Annotated in this window: 15 protein-coding genes; 1 reads left to right on the forward strand and 14 read right to left on the reverse strand. The window is 71.1% G+C overall.

Features of this window, described 5'->3' with window-relative positions; all coding sequences use genetic code 11:
- Positions 1-63 precede the first annotated feature (63 nt).
- From ACQEV1_RS29860 to galT, 11 genes are all read right to left on the reverse strand, one after another.
- Positions 64-1,764, reverse strand: coding sequence for a PucR family transcriptional regulator (locus tag ACQEV1_RS29860; protein ID WP_433397766.1), 1,701 nt, complete (start codon positions 1,762-1,764; stop codon positions 64-66).
- Between the two features lie 49 nt (positions 1,765-1,813).
- Positions 1,814-2,920, reverse strand: a complete 1,107-nt coding sequence (gene menC / locus ACQEV1_RS29865) for an o-succinylbenzoate synthase (RefSeq protein ID WP_433397768.1) — start codon at positions 2,918-2,920, stop codon at positions 1,814-1,816.
- Positions 2,917-3,789 (reverse strand): GNAT family N-acetyltransferase, encoded by an 873-nt coding sequence (locus ACQEV1_RS29870; protein WP_433397770.1) that lies wholly within the window; start codon positions 3,787-3,789, stop codon positions 2,917-2,919. The genes menC and ACQEV1_RS29870 overlap by 4 nt, the downstream gene beginning before the upstream one ends.
- A gap of 204 nt (positions 3,790-3,993) precedes the next feature.
- The gene (locus tag ACQEV1_RS29875; RefSeq protein WP_433397772.1) at positions 3,994-5,118 is read right to left on the reverse strand and encodes a M20/M25/M40 family metallo-hydrolase; all 1,125 of its coding nucleotides are present in this window, start codon (positions 5,116-5,118) and stop codon (positions 3,994-3,996) included.
- On the reverse strand, positions 5,115-8,417 hold the full coding sequence (locus ACQEV1_RS29880) for a serine hydrolase (RefSeq protein WP_433397774.1): 3,303 nt from the start codon (positions 8,415-8,417) through the stop codon (positions 5,115-5,117). Before ACQEV1_RS29880 ends, ACQEV1_RS29875 begins: the two co-directional genes overlap by 4 nt.
- 203 nt (positions 8,418-8,620) lie before the next feature.
- On the reverse strand, positions 8,621-9,367 hold the full coding sequence (locus tag ACQEV1_RS29885; protein ID WP_433397776.1) for an ABC transporter ATP-binding protein: 747 nt from the start codon (positions 9,365-9,367) through the stop codon (positions 8,621-8,623).
- A gap of 65 nt (positions 9,368-9,432) precedes the next feature.
- On the reverse strand, positions 9,433-11,376 hold the full coding sequence (locus ACQEV1_RS29890) for a dipeptide/oligopeptide/nickel ABC transporter permease/ATP-binding protein (protein WP_433397778.1): 1,944 nt from the start codon (positions 11,374-11,376) through the stop codon (positions 9,433-9,435).
- Positions 11,377-11,379: 3 nt separating this feature from the next.
- Positions 11,380-12,366, reverse strand: a complete 987-nt coding sequence (locus ACQEV1_RS29895) for an ABC transporter permease (protein WP_433397780.1) — start codon at positions 12,364-12,366, stop codon at positions 11,380-11,382.
- Positions 12,367-12,384: 18 nt separating this feature from the next.
- Positions 12,385-13,971 carry an ABC transporter substrate-binding protein gene (locus ACQEV1_RS29900; protein ID WP_433397782.1) on the reverse strand — a complete coding sequence of 529 codons (1,587 nt, stop codon included), beginning with the start codon at positions 13,969-13,971 and terminating at the stop codon, positions 12,385-12,387.
- A gap of 31 nt (positions 13,972-14,002) precedes the next feature.
- On the reverse strand, positions 14,003-15,391 hold the full coding sequence (locus ACQEV1_RS29905) for a serine hydrolase domain-containing protein (RefSeq protein WP_433397784.1): 1,389 nt from the start codon (positions 15,389-15,391) through the stop codon (positions 14,003-14,005).
- Positions 15,392-15,515: 124 nt separating this feature from the next.
- The gene (gene galT, locus ACQEV1_RS29910; RefSeq protein WP_433397786.1) at positions 15,516-16,565 is read right to left on the reverse strand and encodes a galactose-1-phosphate uridylyltransferase; all 1,050 of its coding nucleotides are present in this window, start codon (positions 16,563-16,565) and stop codon (positions 15,516-15,518) included.
- 244 nt (positions 16,566-16,809) lie between these two features.
- Here galT and ACQEV1_RS29915 point away from each other — a divergent pair, with 244 nt between their 5' ends.
- Positions 16,810-18,048 (forward strand): IS110 family transposase, encoded by a 1,239-nt coding sequence (locus ACQEV1_RS29915; protein WP_433397788.1) that lies wholly within the window; start codon positions 16,810-16,812, stop codon positions 18,046-18,048.
- Between the two features lie 55 nt (positions 18,049-18,103).
- Here the strand turns inward: ACQEV1_RS29915 and ACQEV1_RS29920 are convergent, their stop codons facing one another.
- Genes ACQEV1_RS29920 through mmsA form a run of 3 tightly spaced genes read right to left on the reverse strand, consistent with a single transcriptional unit; the run spans position 18,104 to position 21,944 of the window.
- Positions 18,104-19,138, reverse strand: a complete 1,035-nt coding sequence (locus tag ACQEV1_RS29920) for a LacI family DNA-binding transcriptional regulator (RefSeq protein ID WP_433397790.1) — start codon at positions 19,136-19,138, stop codon at positions 18,104-18,106.
- Positions 19,139-19,152: 14 nt separating this feature from the next.
- Positions 19,153-20,400, reverse strand: coding sequence for a multiple monosaccharide ABC transporter permease (gene mmsB / locus ACQEV1_RS29925; RefSeq protein ID WP_285578870.1), 1,248 nt, complete (start codon positions 20,398-20,400; stop codon positions 19,153-19,155).
- A complete protein-coding gene (gene mmsA / locus ACQEV1_RS29930) occupies positions 20,397-21,944 on the reverse strand; it encodes a multiple monosaccharide ABC transporter ATP-binding protein (protein ID WP_433397792.1) in 1,548 nt (515 codons plus the stop codon). The genes mmsB and mmsA overlap by 4 nt, the downstream gene beginning before the upstream one ends.
- Positions 21,945-21,961 lie beyond the last annotated feature (17 nt).

The raw sequence follows: 21,961 nt of genomic DNA on the forward strand, positions 1-21,961 counted from the left end.
CTGTCAGCCGACCGCGAAGCGACACGGTAAAGGTCTCGGAGGTGCCCGGACGGCGCCCGGATGTCAAGGGTCGGGCGGCGTGTCGACGCGGAGCACCTGCAGTTGCACCATCATGGCGAACCGCTGGTCGGGATCGCTGAGATCGCACTGCCCGACCTCGGCGACCCGTCGGAGCCGGTACCGGAACGTGTTCTGGTGGACGGCGACCGATTCGGAAGCCACGGCGACGTCACCGAACGCGTCCAGCCAGGCGCGGAGTGTCGGAATGAGACTGCCACGGTGCCGGCGGTCGTAGTCGATCAGCCGTGCCAACGCTCCCGTCGGCTCCTCGCCTCGGGCCGTGGTGAGGTCGCGCAGCTCCGAGATCAGCGCCTCGCCCTGCAGTTCGTCGAAACGGCCGATTCGCCGGTGGATGCGTCCGTCGCGGAGTACCCGCAGAACCCGGTCGACACAGGATCGGCTGTGGGCCACGTCGGACAGGTCGAGCGCCACCGGGCCCACCGCGGTGATCGGCGGCAGCCGGTCCCCCACCCGGTCCAGGAAGTCCTGGAGGATCCGCACCGCGCGTGTCTCGGCCTTCTCCGCGGCTCCGGTCATGGGCACCAGCCCATAGGCGACCGCGCCGATCGCCGCCGCCGTGGAACGGGGGTGGATCGCGGACAGGTGCAGGGCGAACGCGTCGCTGAGCAACTGCCGATCATGGACCACGGTCGCGCTGTCGGAGTGGTCGTAGCGCAGGCCTCGTTCGTCGAGAGCCACGCCCAGCACCAGCAGCGGCTGACTCGACAGACCGAGCCGTTCGAGCGCCTCACCCGCACCGACGCCGCCCTCCAGCGCGGTGCTCAGCAGGTCGGCCCGCATCCGCCGCTGCACGTCGGCGCCGGCACGGACCCTGAGCATGTGCAGGGCGACCAGCTTGGCCGACTCTCGCAGCGCCTCGTCGCGCTCGTCACTGAGACGGGCGGGTACCGCCGCCCAGATGGAGCCGAGCACCTCGTCACCCGCGCGTACGGAGATGGCGACGCGTGGCAGCGTGAAGCCGCCCATCCTGTCGGAGATGGGTTCGATGAAGACGGTCTGGTCGCTGCGGAGCAGATCCCGGAAGACTCCGCGCTCGTGCAGGACGCGCGCGTACCGCTCCGGCACCTGCCGGCCGAGGATGGTTTCGACGCGGGAAGGGTCGGCCTCGTCCTGGCGGCCGGAGAAGGCCAGCACGCGGGAGTTGCGGTCTTCGATCGTGACCGGTGCGTCGAGAAGCGCCGCGATCGCGTTGGCGACCGCGAACAGGTCACCCGCGGGCAGGCCGCCGAGCGACTCCTCCTCGGCGGCCCCCGCGCCCGTGCCCTGGGTGAGCAGGGAACGGAGCATCTCGCTGAGGTGGCCCCACGGGGCCCCGCGGCGCAGTCCGAGCACGGCGACCGACGCTTCGTCGGCGGCGGCCCGTACCTCGTCGGTGAGCGGGACCGGCGCACGGAGGACGAGCGCGGCCGCGTTCTGGTGCCCCAGTGTGCGCAGGAGCGCGGCGACGTGGCCGGGAGCCTCCACACCGACACCGAGCACCAGCGCGTGGGACGGCAGCACCGGCTGATCGAGCGGATCGTGGAAGACCACAGCGCTGATCTCTCCGGGACGGTCGGGGTCGCCGTGCGTGAGTTCGAGCAGAGTCGCGCCCAGATCGTCGACGACCCGTCCGAGATTCGCGCGGGGACGCGCGGTGCCGCCGTGCTGCACGGTCTCACGGTAGGCGCGCCACACGACCGTCACCTAGTTGAATCCTCCGTATCCGACCATTTTTTTCGTCGTATTCGACCATTCATGTGGTGAGCCGCTCGGTCGCGGTCGTGACCTCGGCGAGCCGGTCCGGCACCGGCACCAGGCCGAGCCCGGGACCGGTGGGCACTTCGAGGTGACCACCGTCGAGCACGAACGGCTCGGTGATGTCCGATGCGTAGTACCGCCCGGACGCCGAGGTGTCGCCGGGCAACGTGAACCCGGGCATGGCGGCGAGCGCGACGTTGGCGGCCCGGCCGAGGCCGGTCTCCAGCATTCCGCCACACCACACCGGTACGCCGTGTGCCGCGCAGACGTCGTGGATCCGACGGGCCTCGAGGTATCCGCCGACCCGTCCGGGCTTGATGTTCACCACCTGGCAGGCGCCCAGCCGGATCGCGGCCGCGGCGTCGCGGGCCGAGGTGATGGACTCGTCCAGGCAGATCGGCGTCCGGATCTGCCGGGCCAGGTCCGCGTGGCCGAGCACGTCCTCCTCGTCGAGGGGTTGCTCGATCAACAGGAGGTCGAACGGGTCCAGCCGGGCCAGCTGTCGCGCGTCGCCCAGGGTGTAGGCCGTGTTGGCGTCCACCTGGAGCAGGAGGTCATCGCCGTGCCGCTCGCGTACCGCGCGAACCGGCTCGACGTCCCAGCCGGGCTCGATCTTGAGCTTGATGCGGACGTAGCCCTCGGCGAGGTAGCCCTCGACGGCTTCGAGGAGCTCGGGGACGCTGTCCATGATCCCGACCGAGACACCGCACGGGACCCGTTCGCGCACGGCACCGAGCTCACGGCCGAACGAGCGGCCCTCGGCGCGTAGTTCGGCGTCCAGTACCGCCATTTCGAGCGCCGCCTTGGCCATGTGGTGGCCCTTGAACGGCGCGAGGATCCCGGCGACCGAGTGAGCCGCCGGCGGCCCGGCCGCCATCACCGCCGGCACGAGGAACCGGCGCAGCACGTCCGCCGCCGCGTCGACGTACTCGGAGGAGTAGCGGGGGCTGGTCATCGCCACGCACTCGCCCCAGCCCTCGGCATCCTCCGTGATCACGCGCACGAGCAGAATGTCGCGGGTGGTCTCGGTGCCGAACGAGGTGCGGAACGGCGCGACCAGTGGCATGGAGATCCGTCGCAGTTCGACGTCGGTGAGTTTCACGATTCCCTCCGTATGACGTACCAGCCGGTTCGGTCGAAGCCGTCGATGCGGCCGCCGCGGCCGGTCAGGCCGATGAGCGCCTCGCGTACGGCGAGCCGCCAGCGCCGGGCCAGCTCGGGCTCGGCCGTACGGAGCGCCGCGATGTCCCGGGGCACGGCGACGAGTGAGATCGCGCCGTCGAGCCTGCCGGGCACCGGGCTGCCGTCCTCGGCGATGTCCAGTGCGAGTACGGCGCCCGCCCGCAGCTCGTCTGCGGCCACCGCACCGACGCGGCCCCCGAGGCTCGCGAGGGCCACCGCGTCATCGCGGAGTCGCCAGCGCAGCAGGAGCCGGTCGGACTCCCCGTCGCTGTTGATGGCGTCGACCATCGGGCCATAGAAGTTCGGCAGGTACTCCACCGGTCGCGCGGCCAGCTTCACGAGGTTGAAGTAGGCGTTCCTGGCCACCAACGGGTCGAACGTCCAGGCGATCTCGGAGACGCCACGCAGCAACGCCCATGCCCGCTGGTGCAGTTTCAGCGCGAAGCCGACACTGCGGCCGGTGACGGCCGCCGAGACACCGGCGATGTGGCTGTGGAGGGTGCCGCCCGCCGGGGCGAAGAAACCCACGCAGGCGCCGACCAGGCGGTCGCCGTCGAATGCGCCGGCCACGTAGTTGCCGGCCTTGGTGAAGGCACGCAGCAGTTCGATGGTCACCGGCGGATTGGCGGAGCGGCCCCAGATGGTGGCGAACAGGCCGACCACACCGGTGAGCTCGGTGATGTCGGTGAGCTCGCGCACCGAGACGCCGGCCGCCCGGGCAGCGGCCTCCGCGGCCCGGGCCGCGTGGTCCAGCACCGGCTCCGCGTCCGCGACGCTGATATCGGTCACGGGGCCTCCTTCGTCGGCCCCGCCACCAAGGTGCTGTGCTTGTCGGTTCCCTCACTTCGCTCGGTCACGGGGCCTCCTTCGTCGGCCCCGCGACCAAGGTGCTCTGCTTGTCGGTTCCCTCACTTCGCTCGGTCACGGGGCTGCGCTTGCCGGTTCCCTCGCTTCGCTCGGTCATGGCGTGCCTGCTCCTCAGCTCGTCGGGGGTCACGATCGCGTCGCGGTGGGCGTGGCGAGCGGGTCCGGCGTGCCCGCCAGCAACCGTTCGACCAGCGCGCGCACCAGCGCGGTCCGCGCGGGCATCTCCTCGACCAGTACGTGTTCGTCGGCGGCGTGCGCGCCGCCGCCGACCGCGCCGAGGCCGTCCAGGGTGGGCGTGCCTACGCCGGCGGTGAGGTTCCCGTCGGACGCGCCGCCGACCGCGGCCCGACCGGGCTCGGGCAGGCCCCGGTACGTAGCGAGCCGGCACAGCAACGCATACAGCGGCGCCGAGGCCGCCGCCTCGAGTGGAGGGCGGCTCGGGCCTGCCGCCGTCTCGACGCGGGCGCCGGGCACCGTGGCCCCCAGAGCGCGGATCGCCCGGTCGACCCGTTCCTGTTCCGCCACGGTTCTGGCCCGTACGTCGACGGCGAACGCCCCCTCGGCCGGGACGGTGTTGGTGGTGGTGCCGGCGCGGGCGAGGGTCGGCGTGACCGTGGTGCTGGCCGTCCGGTCGGCGAGCTCGCTGACGGCCAGCACCTGGTGGGCCAGTTCCAGGGTGGCGTTCACGCCCCGATCCGGCTCGAGCCCGGCGTGGGCGGCGCGCCCGGCCACGCGCACCTCGTACTGCGAGGCGCCCTTGCGCTCGGTCTTGAGGGCGCCGCCGTCGGCGGACGCCTCGAACACCAGCGCGGCCGTCACCGCCCTGGCCTCTCGCTCGATCAGTGCCCGGGAGCTGGGCGAGCCGATCTCCTCGTCGCCGGTCACGAGCAGGGTGACACCGTCGAGTCCGGCGGCCGCGTGGAACGCCATGGCCAGGCCGGCCTTCATGTCGAAGCAGCCGGGTCCGCGCAGGATCCCGTCCTCGACGGTGCAGGGGTGGTCGGCGAGCGTGCCGAGTGGCCAGACCGTGTCGTGGTGGCCGAGCAGCAGCACCCGTGACGGCTCCGCGCCGAGTCGCCAGCGCAGGTGGGTCCGGCCGTCCAGCACGATTCGCTCGGGCGCGACGCCGAGGCGGGCGGTACCGACCCGGGCGACGACCTCGGCCGAGCGTGCGACGGCGGCCAGGTCGGTGGAGGGCGACTCGCACTCGATGAGGGCGCGCGCGTCGGCGAGCAGGTCGCGAAGAGTCATCGGTCCACCCTCGGGGTGGCGCGTACGCCGAAGTGCAGGTATCGCTCACCGGTCGGCAGCTCGTAGAACGTGACCGGCGCCCAGGTCTCCGCCTCGGGCGGCTTGACGGCGAACAGAGCCGGACCGACCGGTATCAACGGATGCTCTTCGACCGGGTCGGGTACGAGCTCGGCGAGCGGACCGGTGATGGTGGTACGGAGCAGCGGCCCCTCCGGGCCGTTCTCGACCTCCATGCGCACGCCGCTCCGCTCGTAGACGCCGACGTAGGGCGCCACGTCGACGGTCACCGGTTCGGGCGGCGGCGCGAACGGCTCCGGCATCGTGATGCCGGCGACCTCGGCGAAGATCTCCCGGTACAGGTCCTGGTAGAGGTCGCGGGCCTGACCGCCGTTGGTGAGCAGGGCGACCGCGAGCCCCTGCTCGGGCAGCACCCGTAGGAAGGCCGCCTGGCCGAGAGTGTTGCCGTCGTGGCCGATCAGGCGGTGTCCGTCCCAGCCGAACCGGATCCAGCCGAGCCCCCATGAGTCGCCGAGGACGTATTTGTCGGGCAGGTCGGCCTGGTGCGCGGTCATGGCGGCGGCGCTCTCCGCGCTCAGGATCCGCGTGCCGTCGGCGGCGAGACCGCCGGTCAGGTGCAGGCGCGCGAAGGCCAGGACCTCGGCGGCGGTCGAGGTGACCAGCCCGGCCGGACCGATCGAGCGGGGCAGCATCCAGGCGGGCGCCGGGACGAGGCCGCCGTCGCGCTCTTCGTGGCCGACCGCGGCGGAGAAGAGCAGCGCCTCCTCGGGCAGAGTCACCGTGTGCGTCAGCCCGAGCGGAGTGGACAGCCGGTCGCGTAGCGCCTGGTCCCAGGTCTGCCCGGTGACCTTCTCGATCATCCGGCCCAGGAGGGCGTAACCCGAGTTGCAGTAGGAGAACGTGGCGCCCAGCGGGTGGTTCTGCCCGGCTTCGCCGAGGACGGCGACGTACTTCTCCAGGCAGTCGTCGCCGCGGCCGGTGTCGGTGAACACGTCGCCGTCGATGCCACTGGTGTGGTTGAGCAGGTGCCGCAGCGTGACCGACTTCGTGACGTCCGGGCTCGCGAGCCGCAGCTCGGGCAGCACCTCGGCGACCGGAGTGTCGAGCGCGAGCAGCCCCTCGTCGACCAGGGCCATCGCCACGGTCGCGGTCCAGACCTTGGTGATCGAGCCGATCTGGAACAGTGAGTCGGTGGCGACCGGCGCGCCGGTGCGGACATGGAGGACGCCGTGGGCGGCCTCGACCAGCTCGTCGTCGGCCCCGTTCGTCCCGATGCGGAGGATGCCGAGCTGCGCGCCGGGCACGTTGTGCCGCTCGGCGAGCCGGGCCAGCCGCCGCTGCCAGTGGGCACCGTCGACGCGTGCCCGACCGGCCCGGCCGGTGTGCTGTTCGAGCCAGTCCAGCACCCGGTGGTTGAAGTCGAGCCGCTGCGAGGGCGGGCCGGCGAGGATGAAGAGGTGCGAGGCGTCCGGGTAGACGACCAGCCGGGTCGGGACGCCTCGCTGACGCAGCGCGGTGTGCCACTGCTGGGCCTGCCCGACCGGGCAGGTCAGGTCGGCGGCGCCGTGCAGCAGGAGCGTCGGCGTACGGACGTCGGCCACGCGGGTGAGCGGTGACATGGCGGCGTACTCCGCCGGCTTCTGCCACGGAGTGCCGCCGAGCTCGTGGACGCTGAGCGAGTGACCCTCGTCGCTGGAGCCGCCCAGGCTCACCGGGTCACTGACCGTACCGCCGGCGACGGCCGCCGCGAACCGGTCGTCGTGACCGGTCAGCCAGCAGGTCATGAAGCCGCCGTAGCTGTAGCCCGCCACCGCGAGCCGGTCCGGGTCCGCGAATCCCTCGGCGACGAGCCGGTCGAGCGGCTCGAGGAAATCGGCCGCGTCCGCGACGCCCCAGCCACCGCGGACCCCGTCGTAGAACTCCTCGCCGTATCCGTCGCTGCCGCGCGGATTGACCATCAGCACCGCCCAGCCGCGGTCGACCAGCTCCTGGTGGTAAAGGTGGATCTCGTCCGCGGCCGCGTTCCACGCGTTGTGCGGGCCGCCGTGCACGTCGAGGAGCACCGGCCGCGGGCCGCTGCGTTCAGGATCGTGCATCAGCCAGGCCTGCACCTCGGTGCCGTCGGAGACGGTGAACCACCGCTCCTCGCGGGGGTACAGGTCCACGTCGGCGAGCGCGGCGCCATGGCCGGTCAGCACGGTCTCGGCCCCGGTCGCCAGGTCCACGACCGCGATCTCGCCGAATGACGTGGGGGTGGTGAGCGCGACCGTGGCGCGGCCCTCGGCGACCGACAGCCCCGAAACGACCCGGCCGGGCCCGGCCACGACCGGGCGCGCGTCATCGCCGTCGGTCGTGGCCGACCACAGGTGGGTGCAGCCCTGGTCACGCAGGCAGAAATAGATCCGGCCCTCGTACTCGTGCGGCAGGCCGCCGGGGTAGCCGGGAGCGCCGGACATCACGTTGCGGTCGAGGGCGCCTGAGAGGTCGGTGACCTCGCCGCCGACGGCCCCGACCCGGTACAGGCGAGCGTGCCCGACCGGGTCGCCGGGCCGGCCGACCACGAGCAGTGCCGAGCCGTCGGCGACCCAACCCACCGTGCCGGCCACCCCGTCGACGAAGGCGAGCACACGTGGCGGGTCGTCCGGTGCGTCCACCTCCAGCAGGTGCACCGGGGTGCGGTGGCGCAGGTCGCTGTCGGCACCGGCCCTGCGGGTGAAGGCAAGGAGGGTGCCGTCGGGCGACCAGGCCGGGGTACCGGCGCTCTCCGGTCCGTCGGTGAGCTGCCGGACCTCGCGGCCGTCCAGGTCGAGGACGTGCAGCTGCCGGCGCACCGGGCCGTACACCCCCTCCCCGTCGGCCTGGTAGTCGAGGCCGTCGGAGACCATCGGCCCCCGCGCGCCGCCGGTCGGGTCGACCGGCGCGGTGAAGGCGAGCCGGCCGCCGTCCGGGCTCCAGTGTGGAGCCCCGGCACCGAGCGGCAGGTCGGTCACCTGTTCGGGCTCCCCTCCCCCGGTGTCGAGCACGGTGACCTGCCCGTCGCGGAGGAAGGCGAGCCGGCTGCCGTCCGGCGACCAGGCCGGCGCGGTGTCGGCCGGACCGGAGGTGAGGCGGCGGGGTGTGCCGCCGTCGGTGCCGACCAGCCACAGCTGATCGACGACGCGGTCGCCGTCCGCGTCCAGGGTCCGGAGCCCGTACGCGATCCGGCTTCCGTCCGGCGACAGCACCGGTTGTGACGGCACCGCCAGGTCGGTGAGGTCCTCGATGCGCAGTCGGCGGCTCATGAATCCTCCTTCGTCGGGGGAGTAGCCAGGGGCACTGTGTTTATCGATTCACTCGCTCCGCTCACTCATGAGCCCTCCTTCGTCGGGGGAGTAGCCAGGGGCACTGTGTTCATCGATTCACTCGCTCCGCTCACTCATGAGCCCTCCTTCGTCGGAGGAGTAGCCAGGGGCACTGTGTTCATCGACGCACTCGCTCCGCTCACTCATGGCGTGCTCCTTCGTGTCGTTCGCCCGGGTACGGCGGCGAGCAGTTCGCGGGTGAAGTCGTGACCGGGCTCGGTGAGCACGCGTGTCGTCGGTCCCTGCTCGACGAGCCGGCCGTGCCGCATGACCGCGACGTGCGAGGCGACGTAGCGGACGACCGCGAGGTTGTGGGAGATGAACAGCATCGCCAGGCCAAGCTCGCGCTGGAGCTCACGGACGAGGTTGAGCACGGCCCCCTGGACCGAGACGTCCAGGGCGGAGGTGATCTCGTCAGCGATGATCACGCGGGGGCGTGCCGCGAGCGCCCGCGCCAGCGCGACCCGCTGCCGCTGGCCGCCGGACAGCCGGGACGGGACGACGGCGGCGCAGGCCGGGTTCAGGTGCACCAGCTCGAGCAGCCGCTCGACCTCGGCTCGCCGGTCGGCGCGTGAGCCGCCCGGCGGGATCGCCTCGGCCACGCATCGGCCGACCGTCATCCGTGGGTCGAGCGACGAGTAGGGGTCCTGGAAGACCATCTGCAGCGGACGTGACCGGCCTCGGGCCGGGACCGGCGCGCCGCCGAGGGTGATCCGGCCGCCGGTGAGCGGGGCCAGGCCGACGGCGGCCCGGGCCAGCGTGGACTTACCGGAGCCTGACTCGCCGACGAGCCCGACCACCGCGCCCTCCGGCACCGTCAGGCTGACCCCGTCGACCGCGGTCGTCCGGCCGTAACGGACCGTGACGTCCTCGAAGCGCAGCTCACTCACGAGGCCTCCTTCGTGGGGAGGAACGACCAGACGCACGTGCTCGCCGATTCGCTCGCTTCGCTCACTCATGACGACTCCACCAGTTCGTCGATGCTCTGGTCGTCCGGTTGGGCCGGCAGCGGCTCGCCCGCGTGCCAGCAGGCCACCCGGTGGCGTGGCGAGTCGGCCTGGTCGGCCGCCAGCGGCGGGTCCTCGGCCTGGCAGCGGGCGTCGGCGAGCGGACATCGATCGGCGTAGGCGCAGCCGGATGGCACGTCGGCCGGGTCGACCGGGCGGCCCGGGATCGTCGCGAGCGGCTCGTCGAGCTCCGTGTTCATGTCAGGCACCGCGTCGACGAGCGCCCGGGTGTAGGGGTGCCGGGCGGCGGCCAGATCGGCGGCCGGCATGTCCTCGACGATCCGGCCGGCGTACATCACCAGGATCCGGTCGCAGACCTCGCCGACCACCGTGACGTCGTGGCTGATCAGGATCAGCGCGACGTCGTCCGCCTCGCGGATCGCGGTGAGCAGGTCCAGCACCTGCTGCTGCACGGTGACGTCGAGGGCGGTGGTCGGCTCGTCCGCGACGATCAGCGCCGGGGTGCCCATCAGTCCCATGCCGATCATCGCTCGCTGGCGCATCCCGCCGGAGAACTCGTGGGGATACTGACGGACACGCGTGTCCGCGTCCGGGATCCGGACCGCGGTCAGCCGGTCGACGACGCGGGCCATCGCGTCCCGGCGGCTCATGCCCTGGTGATGCGTTGCCACCTCCGCCAGCTGGGCACCGATCCGGCGAGTGGGGTTGAACGCGGTCATCGGGTCCTGGAAGACCATGGCCAGCGTGGTGCCCAGCATCCGGCGCCGCGCCGGGGTGTCCGGCGCCAGCAGGTCGTTCCCGAGGAGATCGAGCCGGGAGGCGTCTACGCGGCCCTGGTCGGCGAGCAGCCGGGTGATCGCCAGGGCGGTCATGGACTTGCCCGAGCCCGACTCCCCGACGATGCCGACCGCCTCGCCGCGGCGTACGTCGAAGGACACCCCGCGGACCGGCCGTACCGGACCCGACGGCCCGGAAACGGTGACCTCGAGGTCGCGGACGTCGAGCACCACATCGGACGGCCGGTCCCCCGGGTCCTCGCCCTGGCCCGTACGCTCAGGGCCGCTCGCCGACCCGGCGCGTGCGGGCGACGCCGCGCGCAGGCCGATGCCGACGGGTATGCCGAGCCCCTTGGCCACCGACTCGCCGAAGAGGTTGAACGCCAGCCCGGCCAGCAGCACCGCCGCCCCGGGTACGAGCGCCGCGGCCGCGTTCACGTAGATCGTGCCGATGCCGTCGTAGAGCAGGCGGCCCCAGTCGTAGGAGGGTGACTGGACACCGAGACCGAGGAACGACAGGCCGGCGAAGGACAGCAGTGCGGTGCCGGCGCCGACGGTGGCGTTGACGACCAGCGGTTCGGCGATATTGGGCAGCACGTGGCGGACCAGGATCCGGAACCGGCCGATCCCCATCGTCCGGGCGGCCGCGACGTAGTCCCGCTCAGCGACCCCGGCGACGAGCGTCTGGGTGAGGCGCCCGAACGCCGGAGCGCCCGCGAGCCCGATGGCCAGGACCGCACCGGTGGCGCCGACGCCGAACACGACCGCGAAGAACAGCGCCAGCAGCAACCCGGGGAACGCGACGGCGATGTTCACCGCCGCCGCCACCAGCCGGCCGGGCCTGCGGCCGAGCACGAACGGCGCCGACCCCAGCAGCAACCCGGCCACCACCGTGATCACGATGGCGAGCAGGGCGAGCATGATCGACAGCCGGGACGCGACGAGGACCCGCAGGAGGATGTCCCGGCCGAGGTTGTCCGTTCCGGCCCAGTGTTCGGCGGACGGCTGGGACAGGATCGCGTCGGTGTCGACGGCGTCGGCGCCGGATCCCCACAGAACCGGTCCGAGGACGGCCAGGGCGGCGATCGCCACCACGAGCACGGTCGCCGTGAGGCCCAGTGGCGTACGGACGATCCGCGTCCAGCGTCCTTTCATCCGTCAGTCCTCCCGGATCTTCGAGCGGGGATCGAGCAGGGCGAGGGCGACGTCGACGACGAGGTTGGTGATCAGCACGCCCACGCCGTACACGAGGACGATCGCCTGCACCACCGGGTAGTCCTTGGTGAGGATGGACCGCACGATCGTGCTGCCGAGGCCCGGCCAGGCGAAGACGTTCTCGACCAGGACGGTGCCGGCGACCAGCGCGCTCAGCAGGAGTCCGCCCAACGTCAGCGCGGCGGTGACGGCGTTCGGCAGAGCGTGGCCGGCGTAGACCGTCCGGGCGGGCAGGCGCTTGGCCCGGGCGGTGCGGACGAAGTCCGCCTCGAGCACCCCGACCATCTCGACGCGGACGATGCGGGCGAGGATCGCCGCCGGCCCGATCGCCAAAGAGAACACCGGCAGGACGTACGCCGCCGCGGTGTCGTCACCGGCGACGGGCAGCCACCCGAGCTGGATCCCGAAGACGTAGACCAGCACGACGCCGATCAGGAAGTCCGGAATGGTCGCCATGATGATGCCGGTCGTGGTGAAGGCGAGCTCGGTCCGCCGCCCGTGGCCACGCCGGGTCAGCACACCCATGACGACGCCCAGCGGGATCGCCAGGACCACGGCCGCCAGGAACGCGAGCACCGCCAGCGCGAGTGTGGCCGGCAGCCGCTGGGCGACCACGCCGGAGACCGGCAGCCGGGAGGCCAGCGAAGTGCCGAGGTCCCCGGTGAACAGGCCCTTCAGGTAGTGGAGGTACTGGGTGAGGAGCGGGTCGTCCAGGCCCAGGGCGTGCCGGCGGGCCTCGACCAGGTCCGCCGGCGCGGTGGGGCCGAGCGCCCCCCGGACCGGGTCCCCCGGGATGAGGTGGATCATCGCGAAGGACGCCGTCACCAGGACCCAGAGCGAGACCAGCAGCCGCCTGAGGCGCCGGACGCCGAACCGTACCCACGGACGAGCCCAGAACCTCGGGCTCGGGACGGTCAACGTCGCCGGCATGTCCGCTGTCATCGTTCGCTACTTCGCCAGCATGCGGATGCTGGTCGGGACGAGATGTCCAGGCGTCTGGAACGTCGCCGCCTTGCCGAACGTGTGCACGACATCGCCGGCGAACGGCACGATGTCCGCCTTGGCGATCAAGCCGGACTCCGCGGCGAGCCAGTCGCGGCACCCGGCGTCGCCCTGGATCGCCATCGCCGACTTCACCGCCGCGTCGTAGGCCGGATCGGAGATCGCGGCGAAGTTGTTCCCCTGTGGCGCCGCCGGCCCGGAGAGGAAGGGCACGAGTTGGTCCGGGGTGTTGACGTTGACCGGGACCCAGGCGACGTCCCAGTTCCCGGCACCGAAGATCGTGCCGGTCAGCGTCGTCTCGTTCTGGCTGTGCGCGGTGGCCTCAACGCCGATCGCCTTCCACTGCTTCACCTCGAGTTCGGCCGCGGCGTCGCCGCTGCTGCCGCTGTTGTTCTGGTAAAGGAGGGTCAGCTGCAGCAGCTTGCCGCCCTTGGTACGCCTGCCGTCGCTTCCCCTGGTCCAGCCCGCCTGGTCGAGCAGGGCGCCCGCCGCCTGCGGGTCGCCGGCCGGCAGGGCGTGGGAGACCGAGTCGCCGTGACAGGCGACCGGTTCGCTCGCGGCCAGCGTGGTCGCCGCGGTGCCGCGACCCGACGTGAGAACCTTCTGCAGCTGGCCGAGGTCCAGCGCCTGCGTCAGTGCCTTCCGGACTCTGGGATCGCTGGTGGGCCGGCCCGCGTGCTGGTTGTACCACTGCTCCCCCACCAGAGCCGGGGTCTTGGCCGCGTACAGGCCCGCCTTCTCCAGCCGTACGGCATCCGACCCGACGATCTGGGCGCCGTTCAGGCCACCCGAAAGCAGCAGGTTCGCCGCTGTCGTCTCGTTCTCGACCACCTTGATCACGACGGTCTTCGGCAGTCCCTTGGTCGCGGTTGTCGCGCCGTTCGGACCCCACGTGTAGCCGTCGCGGATCGCGTACGTGTAGTGGTCACCGGGCGCGGCCTGGATCAGCTTGTAGGGTCCGGTGCCGGCCGTCGCCGTCTTCAGCGAGGACCGGCTCGCCATGCCGCTCGGGCAGACGATCGGCAGTCCGGAAAGTCCGTTGAGGACGAACGGGGCCGGTCCGGCCAGCGTGAGCGTCACGACACGGGTGGCGTCGTCGCCCTTCGCCTTGGCTCCGGCCGGGAGGAAGGCACCGAGGAAGGGGCTCTTGCTCTTCGGATCGGCGACGAAGTTGAGGTTCTTCGCCACGTCGGAGGCGGTGAGGCGGGTGCCGTCGGAACAGGTGATGCCGTCGGCCAGCGTCAGCGTGACCGTTTTGCCCTTGACCTGCCAGCTCTTGGCCAGCGCCGACTGGATCTTGCCGGTACCGCCGTCGACGCTGACCAACGCGTCGTAGGCGAACTTGGTGACGGTGAACAGAGAGCTGCCCGCGCCCATCTGCGGGTCCAGGCCGCCCGGGTCCGAGGAGAGCCCGAAGGTGAAGGTGCCCCCGTCGACGACCTTCGCCTTCCCGCCGCTGTTCGAGGTGCCCCCGCAGCCGGTGAGCGCGGCTGCGGCCAGGGTGAGACAAAGGCCCAGAGTGGTCGGCTTCATGGCTGTTCCGTTCCGTGACGGGGTTCGGTGGTCAGGCGCCGGCGCGGCGGACCGCGCGGCCGAGGTGCAGGTACAGCGCATGGCCGGTGCCGTCGTCGCCTATGAACGCGTGCGGCATGTGCATGCCGCGATCGGCTTGGACCGGAATCAGCATGTCGTCGCGGTAGTGGACGAGTTCGGTCCGCTCGGCCCGCCCGCCCATCTCCTCGAAGACGCCCTTGGGCGTCTGTTCGATCCAGATCCGCTGGTCGTCGTCCTGGCTGACGGTGAGGTCGAAGACCTGAGCCGAGTAGGTGCCGACGTACCGCTCCGCGTCGATCCGCCGGGGCTCCGCGGGCGGGACGGGGAGGGCGGGCAGACCGACGCCGGCGAGCTCGCCGAGGACGTGACCCACGACGTCGCGGTGGAGCGAGACGGCGTCGCCGCCGTTGGTCAGCAGCGCGACGGCCAGCCCGGCCTCGGGGACCATCCGGAGGAAGGCGGCCTGGCCGATGGTGTTGCCGTCATGACCGATGATGGTGCCGGCCGGCGTGTCGAACCGTTCGAATCCCAGGCCCCACGAGGTCCCCATGAGGCCGAGCTCGGGCAGGTCGACCTCCCGGTCGTGCATCCGTGCGGCGGTCCCCGGAGCCAGCACCTGGGCGCCGTCGGCCGTCAGGCCGTCCTCGAGATGCATCCGCGCGAAGGCGACCAGGTCCCGCGGCCGCATCGCGAGCATCGAGCCGGCCGGGGCGTTCGACCGCGCCATGGCCCACATCGGCGCCGGCACGTAGCCGGCACCCGGTTCCATCTCGATGTGGCCCACCGCGGCGCGGAACATGATCGCCTCATAGGGCCCGGTGGCGGTGTGGGTGAGCCCGAGCGGCGCGATGAGGTGTTCGCGCAGGCACGCGTCGTACGGCTGCCCTCGCAGCACCTCGATGAGCCGGCCGAGCACGCAGTAGCCGGCGTTGTTGTACGAGAACTGCTCGCCGGGCGGGAACAGCTGCGGCACCTCGTGCAGGGTCGCGACGTACTTCTCGAGACAGTCGTCGCCCACCCCGGTGTCGGTGAAGACATCCCCCTCGAACCCGGCGGTGTGGTTGAGGAGTTGCCGGACGGTGATCCGTGCGGCCGCCTCGTCGTCGGCGATGCGGAACTCCGGCAGATGACCGCGCACCGGCCGGTCGATGTCGATCTTGCCCTCGTCGGCCAGCTGCATGACCAGCGTGCTGGTCCAGAGTTTGGTGATCGATCCGATCTGAAAGACCGAATCCGCGGTCGCCTCCACCCCGGTCGCCTTGCTGAGCGACCCCGCTGCTCCGTCGGCCACCTGGTCGCCCTGCGCAACGGCCCAGCCCGCGCCCGGAACATCGTGCTCTTCGAGCAACTGCGGAAGCCGCTCGTCGAGCCAGGCCTGGATGTCATCAAGGTTGCCCATGCGTGGTGATGCTAGGCACGATGCCATCCGAAAAGTTCGTCGTGACCGACAGCTTGGAGCATGCGGACTGGTTGGATCCGACCAGCGGAGACAGGCCCGTACAGGTCGAGCATGAAGCAGCGGCTCAGAGCTCGCGGAGGCGCGCGGCGGCGGCATCGGGGAGCACGTCGTTGATGTACGCGCCGCCGCCGGTCTCGCTCGTGGCGAGGAACTTCAGTTTGTCGGCGGTGCGCTGGGGCGTGTAAACGCGGGCGCACAGGTGCGCCGCGTCGCGCTTCGTACGAGCCGGGGCCTGGTACCAGCAGGCCATGTACGGCGTCGGGTGCTCGTAGAGAGCGTCGAAGCGGCGCAGCACGTCGGCGTACAGGCGCATGAGCTCGTCGCGCCGTGCGGCGTCGAGGGCGGGCAGGTCGGGAACGCAGGCGCGCGGGGCGACGTAGACCTCGTACGGCCAGCGGGCCGCCTCGGGCACGTAGGCGAGGAAGCCATCGGTCTCGGCCACGACGCGCGACCCGGCGGCTTCGCGCGCGACCACCTCGCACATCAGGCATCGGCCGTGCTCCTCGAAGAACCGCTCGGCGGCGGCGAGCATCCGGCGCGGGGTGGGCGGGACATACGGGAAGGCGTAGACCTGGCCGTGCGGGTGCGGCAGGGTGGCACCGATCGCCGCGCCGCGGTTCTCGAACAAGAAGACGTACTCCACGTCGGGGCGCTTCGCGAGGGCCGCCGTGCGGTCGGCCCAGGCGCGGCCGACGGTGGCCAGCCGTTCCGGCGGCAGGGCCGCGAAGGACCCGTCGTGGTAGCTGGTGAAGCACAGCACCTCGCAGCGTCCGCCGGCCGGGCCGCCGAGCGAGGGGAAGCGGTTCTCGAACGACACCACGTCGTAGTCGGCGGCCGGGACTTCGCTGAGGTGGTCACCGTAAGAGGGGCACAGCGGGCACTCACCGGGCGCCGGCTGGTAGGTGCGGTTCTGCCGGTGGGCGGCGACGAGGACCTCCTCGCCGTGCAGCACGTCATAGCGCAGCTCGGCGGCGGGCGCGTACGGCGGCAGCTCCCGCCGGTCGGGTGTGGACCGATCCTGCCCGGGCGCGTCGTCGAAGTAGATGATCTCTCTTCCATCCGCGAGCCGCACGGACGTACGAGCGGTGGACGCGGTGACGGCATGGGCCGACATGGTCTTCCTAATGAGTTCTGGGAGTGAGCCATCCGGCAGACTCCTGGGTTTGGTAGCCGCCGGCAGGTGAGCACTTGGTTTTCCTGGACCTGGAGTCCTGATGAAAGATCGTGCCCTTGCCGGTCGGCCGGGAGAGTTGATCGCTGATGGGATGTCGTGCCCGGTTCTGTACTTGGGGCCGTGAGCACTGCTTCATTAGGTCGCTGATGGTTCTCCCGCAGGCTGCTGAACAGCGGTTCCGGAGATGGGAGAGACGTTGCGGCTGTTCGTTGGGGATGACTGGGCCGAAGCGCATCACGATGTTGAGGTGATGGATGCGTCGGGCCGTCGGCTGGCCAAGGCCCGGCTGCCCGAAGGCGTTGTCGGGATGACGCGGCTGCACGCGATGCTGGCCGAGCGGGCCGGACAGGTCGCCGATGAGGATGTGGAGGTGGTGGTCGGTATCGAGACCGACCGCGGTCCGTGGGTAGGGGCGTTGGTGGCGGCCGGGTACACGGTGCTGGCGGTCAACCCGCTGCAGGCCGCCCGCTACCGGGAACGCCTGGCCGTGTCCGGGGCCAAGAGCGACTCCGCGGATGCGCACATGCTGGCCGACATGGTCCGCACCGACTCCCACCAGCTGCGCCCGGTGGCCGGGGACAGTCCGCAGGCCGAGGCGGTCAAGGTCGTCGCGCGCACGCACAAGACACTGATCTGGGAACGGACCCGCCACACCCAGCGGCTGCGGCACGCGCTGCGCGACTACTTCCCGGCCGCCTTGGTGGCGTTCGAGGACCTGGACGCCCCCGACACCCTGGAACTGCTGGCCAAGGCCCCCGACCCCGCGTCGGCGGCCAAGCTGACCATCGCCCAGATCAGCGCGGCGCTCAAGCGAGCCCGCCGCCGCGACATCGCGGCTAAAGCCGCGCGGATCCAGGCCGCGCTGCGGGCCGAGCACCTGGGCCAGCCGGACGTGGTCACCGCCGCATACGCGGCCACGATCCGGGCTCTGGTGGCGGTGCTGGTCACCGTGGAAGAGCAGGTCACGGCCATGCGCAAGGAGGTCGAGGCGCATTTTGGGCGGCACCCGGCCGCTGAGATCATCCTGTCCCAGCCAGGGCTGGGACTGATCCTCGGCGCCCGGGTGCTCGCAGAATTCGGCGACGACCCGCTCCGTTACACCTCGGCCAAGGCGCGCAAGAACTATGCCGGCACCTCCCCGATCACCCGAGCCTCGGGGAAGAAGAAGGTCGTCGCGGCACGGTTCGTGCACAACGACCGGCTCATCGACGCCCTGATGACCCAGGCATCCACCGCGATCAGCGTCTCGACCGGCGCACGCACCTACTACGACAAGCTGCGGGCCCGCGACGCCGGCTACAACGCCGCGCTTCGCCAGGTCGCCAACCGGCTCGTCGGCATCCTGCACGGCTGCCTCAAGACCGGCACCCTTTACGACGAGGCGACCGCTTGGTCGCATCGCGCCGAGTCGCTTGCGGCTTGACATCTAAGCTCCTGGGATGTCTTTCACGGGGCAGCGAGCGCGGGGATGGGACGGGCTACGCGGGCGCCCGCCCGGCGCTGTTCCGGCTGACCAGCTCGGTAGAAATGATGATCTTGTTGTCGCTGCGGCGACCGCTCTCGATCTGCTCGAGCAGCAGGTTCACGCTGGACCGGCCGACGGCGGCGAAGTCCTGGCGGATCGTGGTGAGCGGCGGGATGAAGTACGCCGCCTCGGGGATGTCGTCGAAGCCGATCACGCTGACGTCCTCGGGCACCCTGCGGCCCGCCTCGTGCAGGGCGCGCAGCAGGCCCAGAGCGTTCTGGTCGTTGGCCGCGAACACCGCCGTGACCTCCGGGTCGGCCGCCAGCGCCAGGCCGCGCTCGTATCCCGACCCGGCGCTCCAGTCGCCGGGGATGGTCGGCGGCACCGGTGCTCCGGCATCGGTCAGCGCGTCGCGCCAGCCGCGGTGGCGCTCGCGCGCCTCCAGCCACGACATCGGGCCCGGCAGGTGGTGCACGGTCCGGTGGCCGAGGTCGAGAAGGTAGCGGGTGGCCGCCTTCGGCCCGGTGTACTGGTCCACCCCGACGGCCGGGACGATCGTCTCGCTCTCCATGACCACGACGGGCAGGTCCCGCGGCAGGTGCTTGATGGTCTGGGTCAGCGGGGCATGGCCGGGGATCACGATGAGCCCGTCCACGCCCTGGCCGCGCAGCCGCTCGGCCGCCTCGGCGATCGAACGCTCGCTGGTCGACTGCAGCGCGATGACGCTGGTGAAGTAGTCGGCCTCCCGCGCGCAGCGCTCGATCTCACTGATCATCGAGGCGGGCCCGAACTGGGTCGCGTCGAAGCTGACCACGCCGAGTGTGCGCGACCGGCCGGTGGCCAGGGCACGGGCGAACGCGTTGGGCCGGAAGTCCAGCTGGGCGGCCGCGGCGAGGACCTTCGCCCGGGTCTCCGTGCTCACCCTCGGGTGATCCTTGAAGACCCGGGACACGGTCTGGTGCGACACCCCGGCGAGCTTGGCCACGTCCCGAAGGCCGGGGCGCGCCGTGACCCGCGCGTCGCCCCGGTCGTCGGGCTCTGTGGTCATGGGATTGATCCTATTTATCGGGAGGTGCCGGCCCGGCGCTTTGCCCAAACGTCGAACGCGACCGCGGCGAGCAGCACCAGGCCCTTGATCAACATGACCCGCTCGCTGGGCGCGCCCAGCAGGGACATGCCGTTGTTGATCACGGCCATGATGAGACCGCCGGTGATGGCGCCGACGACCTTGCCGACGCCGCCCTGCACCGCCGCGCCGCCGATGAACGCCGCCGCGATCGAGTCGAGCTCGAAGTTGGTGCCGGCGGTCGGGCCGGCCTGGTTGAGCCGCCCGGCGAAGATGACGCCGGCGATGGCGGCCAGCACACCCATGTTGACGAACAGCAGGAACACCACGGACTTGGTCTTGATGCCGGACAGCCGGGCGGCCTGGAGGTTGCCGCCGAGGGCGTACATGTGCCGGCCGAAGACCGCGCGGGTGGTGAGCAGGGTGTACGCCAGGACCAGGACGGTCAGCAGGATGAGCACCACGGGCAGGTTCTTGAACCGCGCGAGCTGCACCACGATGAACATCACGACGAAGGCGGCCAGCGCCATCCGCACGATGAACACCGGCAGCGGGCCGACGTTCTGGCCGTACCCCGCGCGGCCCTGGCGGGCCCGCCACTGGGTGAGCACGATGCCCGCGACGCCGATCACGCCGACGATCAGGGTGAACAGGTCCGCGCCGCCCAGCGGGCCCAGTCCGACGTTGCCGAAGTAGCCCGGCAGGAAGCCGTTGGCGAGGGTACGGACCTGGTCGGGGAACGGGCCGATGCCCTGGTTGCCCAGCACGGTGAGCGTGAGGGCACGGAAGATGAGCATGCCGGCCAGCGTCACGATGAACGCCGGGATCTCGAAGTAGGCGATCCAGTAGCCCTGCCACGCTCCGATCAGCGCGCCCGCGACCAGGGTCAGCACCACCGCGAGCGGCCAGGGCACGTGGTGGTTGACCATCAGCACGGCGGAGATCGCACCGCAGACGGCGACCACCGAGCCGGCCGACAGGTCGATGTGGCCCGCGATGATGACGAGGATCATCCCGATCGACAGGATCAGGATGTAGGAGTTCTGCACGAGAACGTTGGACATGTTCTCCGGGGAGAGCAGGCTCCCGTGCGTGAGGATCGCGAACAGCGCGACGATCAGCGCGAACGCGACGTAGATCCCGCTCTGCCGCAGGTTGACGGAGAAAATCCGGTCGGCCACGCCGCCGCGGGACGGGGGCGGAGCCTCGCCCTTGTCCGGGCGGGCCGGTGCGACGCTGCTCATTGGGCGATCTGCTCCTCGTCGTATCTGGTCATGAACTGCATCAGCCGCTCGGGCGTGGCCTCTGCTCGGGAGACCTCACCGGTGATGCGCCCGGCCGACATCGCGTAGACGCGGTCACAGATGCCGAGCAGCTCGGGCAGCTCCGAGGAGATGACCAGCACGGCCTTGCCCTGATCGGCCATCTCGTTGATGATCGAATAGATCTCGTACTTCGCGCCGACGTCGATGCCGCGGGTCGGCTCGTCGAGGATCAGCACGTCCGGGTCGGTGAACAGCCACTTGGACAGCACGACCTTCTGCTGGTTCCCGCCGGAGAGCTTGCCGGTGACCGCGAGGACGCTCGGCGCCTTGATGTTCATGCTCTTGCGGTAGCCCTCGGCGACGCGGAACTCCTCGTTGTCGGGGACCCATCCCCGCCTGGCGAGCTTGCGCAGCCCCGCCGTCGAGACGTTGCGCTTGATGTCCTCGATGAGGTTGAGGCCGTACCGCTTGCGGTCCTCGGTGGCGTACGCGATGCCGTGCTTGATGGCGTCGCCGACCGACTTGATGCGGATCTCCTTGCCGTCCTTGAAGACCCGGCCGGTGATGCCGACGCCGTAGCTGCGGCCGAACACGCTCATCGCCAGCTCCGTACGGCCGGCGCCCATCAGGCCGGCCAGGCCGACGATCTCGCCGCGCCGCAACGTGAGGTTGGCGCCGGACACGACGAGGCGTTCGTGCTGTGTCGGGCTGCGCACGGTCCAGTCCTCGATCCGCAGCACCTCCTCGCCGATGGTCGGCTCGTGCTCGGGGAAACGATGCTCCAGGTCGCGGCCGACCATGCCGGAGATGATGCGGTCCTCGGTCACGAGGTCCTTCTCCATGTCGAGGGTCTCGATCGTGCGGCCGTCGCGCAGGATGGTCGTCGAGTCCGCGATCGCCTTGATCTCGTTGAGCTTGTGGGAAATGATCACGCAGGTGATGCCCTGCTCGCGCAGACCGCGCAGCAGGTCGAGCAGGTGCGCGGAGTCGGCGTCGTTCAGCGCCGCCGTGGGCTCGTCCAGGATCAGCAGCTTCACGTCCTTGGACAACGCCTTGGCGATCTCCACGAGCTGCTGCTTGCCGACCCCGAGGTCCATCGCCGGGGTGACCGGGTTCTCGTCCAGGCCGACGCGAGCGAGGAGTTCGGCGGCGTCGGCGTTGGTCCGGTTCCAGTCGATCAGGCCGCGATGGGCGCGTTCGTTGCCGAGGAAGATGTTCTCGGCGATCGACAGGTACGGGCTGAGCGCCAGTTCCTGGTGAATGATGACGATTCCGTGCTTCTCACTGTCGCGGATGCCGGAGAAGCGGCACGGCTCGCCGTCGAAGTCGATCTCGCCTTCGTACGAGCCGTGCGGGTAGACCCCGGACAGCACCTTCATCAAGGTGGACTTGCCCGCGCCGTTCTCGCCGCAGATCGCGTGGATCTCGCCGCGCCGTACCACCAGGTTCACGTCCTGCAGCGCCTTGACGCCGGGGAACACCTTGGTGATCCCGCTCATCCGCAGAATCGCGTCGTCGGTCATGTCATGCCCTTCAGATC

Source organism: Actinoallomurus sp. CA-142502 (assembly GCF_050936355.1).
Classification (GTDB): domain Bacteria; phylum Actinomycetota; class Actinomycetes; order Streptosporangiales; family Streptosporangiaceae; genus Actinoallomurus; species Actinoallomurus iriomotensis.

Excerpts from the sequence above, each read along its gene's own strand:
- ACQEV1_RS29890 (WP_433397778.1), bottom strand. The coding sequence starts at position 11,376 with ATGAAAGGACGCTGGACGCGGATCGTCCGTACGCCACTGGGCCTCACG.
- ACQEV1_RS29895 (WP_433397780.1), bottom strand. The coding sequence starts at position 12,366 with ATGCCGGCGACGTTGACCGTCCCGAGCCCGAGGTTCTGGGCTCGTCCG.
- ACQEV1_RS29880 (WP_433397774.1), bottom strand. The coding sequence starts at position 8,417 with ATGAGCCGCCGACTGCGCATCGAGGACCTCACCGACCTGGCGGTGCCG.
- mmsA (WP_433397792.1), bottom strand. The coding sequence starts at position 21,944 with ATGACCGACGACGCGATTCTGCGGATGAGCGGGATCACCAAGGTGTTC.
- ACQEV1_RS29905 (WP_433397784.1), bottom strand. The coding sequence starts at position 15,391 with ATGGGCAACCTTGATGACATCCAGGCCTGGCTCGACGAGCGGCTTCCG.
- ACQEV1_RS29915 (WP_433397788.1), top strand. The coding sequence starts at position 16,810 with ATGGGAGAGACGTTGCGGCTGTTCGTTGGGGATGACTGGGCCGAAGCG.
- mmsB (WP_285578870.1), bottom strand. The coding sequence starts at position 20,400 with ATGAGCAGCGTCGCACCGGCCCGCCCGGACAAGGGCGAGGCTCCGCCC.
- ACQEV1_RS29875 (WP_433397772.1), bottom strand. The coding sequence starts at position 5,118 with ATGACTCTTCGCGACCTGCTCGCCGACGCGCGCGCCCTCATCGAGTGC.
- ACQEV1_RS29900 (WP_433397782.1), bottom strand. The coding sequence starts at position 13,971 with ATGAAGCCGACCACTCTGGGCCTTTGTCTCACCCTGGCCGCAGCCGCG.
- galT (WP_433397786.1), bottom strand. The coding sequence starts at position 16,565 with ATGTCGGCCCATGCCGTCACCGCGTCCACCGCTCGTACGTCCGTGCGG.
- ACQEV1_RS29920 (WP_433397790.1), bottom strand. The coding sequence starts at position 19,138 with ATGACCACAGAGCCCGACGACCGGGGCGACGCGCGGGTCACGGCGCGC.